The sequence below is a fragment of the Bartonella sp. TS82HLJMH genome (assembly GCF_042193495.1).
Lineage (GTDB): Bacteria > Pseudomonadota > Alphaproteobacteria > Rhizobiales > Rhizobiaceae > Bartonella > Bartonella grahamii.
In genome coordinates, this window is the sequence record NZ_JBHILU010000040.1 from 1 (window position 1) to 3554 (window position 3554).

Consider the following 3554-nt stretch of genomic DNA (forward strand, 5'->3'; position numbering starts at 1 on the left):
TATCAATTTGGCGATACGCTTGAAACTTATCGCAAAGCAGCAAGGAGTTAAAGCATGACTTTACGCATTGTCCGCGGTTTTACGCTGATTGTTGATGATGATGTGAACCTTCACCTTGATCTTGAAACATTGAAACTGCCCACGTTGGAAGAAATCACCGAAACCTATCAACCAGGGGGCTCTGATATGCAGATTGATGTGAGCGGTCTTGGTGTCAAAGCCCTTGGCTTGCAAATGAAAATCCGCAGCCATACCCCTGAGGTCATCGGTATTTTTGGTGGTCCCCCTGGTCTTCGTCATAAATTTACAGGCAAAAAACATGTGATCTCTGAAGAAGATGGGCGTGAGCATGAACATTCCATTGATGTTACAGGGCGCTTGGTCAAAGTGGATAGTGAAGGCTTAACGGCTGGAAAAGCGACAGGCTATGATTGCGAGATCAAAAATATTTGGGACTATACAGAATTTTGGGATGGTTCTGTTTTGCACCGCTTTTCGTTTAAACGGGGCGGGTGGCTTGTGCGCAACGGGCAAGAGATCGGTTCTCGCCGTCGCTCTATTCTCAATTTATAGGAATTGATCATGACAAGTTTACAAACAAGTGTTGATGTAGAATTGCAGGTTCCGCTTCTTTATCAAGATAAAGGTGGCAAAGAAACTCTCTGCAAGAAACTGACCTTTTATCGCCCCACTTTCAAACAAGCCAAGCAATTAGCGGTGTTGATTGGACCACAATTGACAGAACTTCTGCTTCCTGAGTTTGGAGAGCAGAAGTTAGCATTGAACAATGATGTGCTTATTACAAAGCTTTCTCAAGTTTTGTTCACAAGTGAAGCAACAGAAGGCATCACAGCACTTTTAGCCGATATGTCCCATGAATCTATTGAATTGATTGATCGTGTGGATGTTGTTGACATTCTTGCTGTCTTCAAGGCTTTTTTTGCTTTTTTTACGCAACGCCAATCCTCTCTGCCGGACAATTTGGAGCAGAGCTAGCCCTTTATTATCACTGGGCGCCTTCAGAAATTAACCAGATGGATTGGCTGGATGTGATTGCCTATCGAGAAGAACTCGCTCGCCTTAAACAACAAGAATATGAGAGCCATCAGTTAGGATAAAAGACGATCATGGATGTTTCCCTTGTTGTGCGTTTTGTCAATCATCTGCAAGAGGGGATAGCTTCTGCCAAGCGTGATCTTGCAGCCTTCAGTAGCGATGTTGCGCATTTGCAAAACAAGACAAGGCAGCATTTTAAAGGGTGGTTTGACCCTGAGCATCTTGAGGATGCGACAAAGAATGCGGAAAATGCTTTTATCCAAGCGCGGGGGCGCATGGTGGGTGCGCTTGCGCAAACAGCAACCTTAATTGCACCGCTCTATAAAGCCATGCAATTTGACCAATCGATGAAAGGCTTGGAAAAGGTTCTCGATGCCCCCCTTGATCGCTTAAAAGAATTGCGCCGTTTTGCTTTGGAAACCTCCACTAAGATTCCGCTAGCGGCACGTGAAGTTTTAGAACTGATGACCAGTGCTAGCCAAGCAGGGATTGGCGAACAAGATCTAGAAGCTTTTAGCATCTATGCTGCCAAAGCGGCTGTAGCGTTTGACATGACGGGAGATCAGATTGGGGAACGCTTTGCCAAATTGCGCAATGTCTTTAAGCTTAATCAAGCAGGCATTGAAGATCTAGGCGATGCCATCAATCATCTCTCTAACCACATGGCCGCTAAGGCAAGTGAAGTGTCTGATTTTACCAATCGTGCCACCGGTGCGGCAACCATGTTTAAGCTCACAGCCCGGGAAACAGCAGCTTTTGGCACGGCGATGATTTCTGCTGGTATTGTCCCTGAGAGTGCCGCGCGTGGTTTTAATGCCATGAGTGCGCGCATTCAGGCAGGGGGCAAACATATTGAAGAGGCTTTTGCCAATATCGGGCTTTCCCGCGAAAAGTTTATGCAAGATCTGGACAAAGATGCCACCGGCACCTTGGTGCGCTTTTTTGATGTTTTGGCCAAATCCGAACAGGGGATGCGCTCGCTGATTGCCATTGCGGGGCGCGATTTTACTGGTGATTTTGCCAAATTGGTGGGCAATCCGGAATTGTTAGGGCAAGCTTTAGATTATGTGAAAGATCCACAAGTCTTTAAAGGTTCTGTAGAACAAGAAGCAGACAAACAAGCAACCGGTGCCATGCGGCAATTTGAACTTTTGCAAAATCGTATTGTGGCTCTGGGGATTAGCATTGGTGAAGTGCTTCTGCCCCCCCTCAACAGTTTGATGGAAAGTGTTGGCAATTTTACCAATGGGCTTATGGCGTGGGCGAATGCCCATCCCACTTTAACAAGCGCCATCATCAAAACCATTGCCGCTCTGATGGCTTTTAATATTGCTCTGCGCGTGTTGCGCTTTACCATGGCTGGCACACGCCTTGGGCTTCTTCAATTGATCACGTCTTTTATTAAGCTTAGAGTACTCAGTCGTGGTGTTGCTGCAAGCTGGCGGGGCTTAGCAGCCGCAGGGCGCTCGCTGGGCTTGCTAACCGCGGGTCTTGGGGCAAGTTCACTCCGACTTTTACGCCCAATGACCTTACTTGTGGCGGCGTTTCGCGGCGTTATGATCTCAGGAAGTGCATTTGCTGCCTCTTTTGGTTGGATCGGGACAGTGATCGAAGTGGTTGGGGCTGGTATTGCCTCTGTTGCGGGGGCTATTTTTACCCCAATAGGGGCTGCGGTTGCTGCTGTTGTGGCGGTCATACTGGCTGCTGGTTTTGCTTTGTGGAAATATTGGGATCGTTTTTCTTCTTTTATGAAGGGCTTTGCACGGGGGATATCTCGGGCTTTTGGGCAAGCCTTTGAAGCTGTTATGCGCTTTTTTGGTGCTGATACCACCACCATTACGCGTTGGAAAAATATAATCGCCAATGCTTTTGATCTCTCTCAAGTTTGGCAAAAGTTTAAACAAGAGCTTTCCTCTGTTGCCGAGTGGTTTGGCAATTTGTGGGAGGGCGTTAAACAAAGCTTTTCCAACTTTTGGCAATGGTTGAAGAGTTTTTTTACACAGGAAAAGCTCTCGGAGAGTGCCAAGGCTGGTATGGAACAAGCGGGCGAAGATCTGGCTAATTCGATTGTCGATGGCTTTATGTCGTCTATCTCACAATTGATGGATTATTGTAAATCTTTGCCTAGCCGCATTAAGGGGTGGATTGGTTCCATTGATGTAAGAGAGTTTTTGCCAAGTTTTTTGGGGGGGAAAACAGCCATTCAGCCCATAGCACAATTTGCGGGGGCGGGGCATGCAAATTACTCTGTGAGAGAACAAAGAGAGAAAGAGCGCTCCACCACCACCCACAATCAAAATGTCACAGTGCATGTCAATGGGGCCCGTGATCCTGTGGCCACTGGTCGTGCGGTTGCCCACGCCATTCAACGGGCACGCGCTAATGCGCTGCATGGCGGGACAGAATGAGGGGAGGGAGGCTATGAGAGATCCTTTGATGATGTTAGGACCGCATCAATTTTATGTGGACTGGCTGAATTTCCAATCCTTTGAAGAAGA

At 47.3% G+C, this 3554-nt stretch carries 3 protein-coding genes and 1 pseudogene; all 4 read left to right on the forward strand.

Translation table 11 applies throughout. The features are described 5' to 3' along the window. Nucleotides 1-54 precede the first annotated feature (54 nt). The gene (locus ACFIKO_RS08805; protein ID WP_375612336.1) at nt 55-573 is read left to right on the forward strand and encodes a phage major tail tube protein; all 519 of its coding nucleotides are present in this window, start codon (nt 55-57) and stop codon (nt 571-573) included. A 9-nt stretch (nt 574-582) separates the two neighbouring features. Further along, entirely contained in the window at nt 583-996 is a 414-nt protein-coding gene (locus ACFIKO_RS08810) for a hypothetical protein (protein ID WP_375620538.1), read from the forward strand. A 131-nt stretch (nt 997-1127) separates the two neighbouring features. Next, entirely contained in the window at nt 1128-3464 is a 2337-nt protein-coding gene (locus ACFIKO_RS08815) for a phage tail tape measure protein (protein WP_375673818.1), read from the forward strand. 13 nt (nt 3465-3477) lie between these two features. After that, a pseudogene (locus ACFIKO_RS08820) lies at nt 3478-3554 on the forward strand (phage tail protein); the annotation flags it as partial.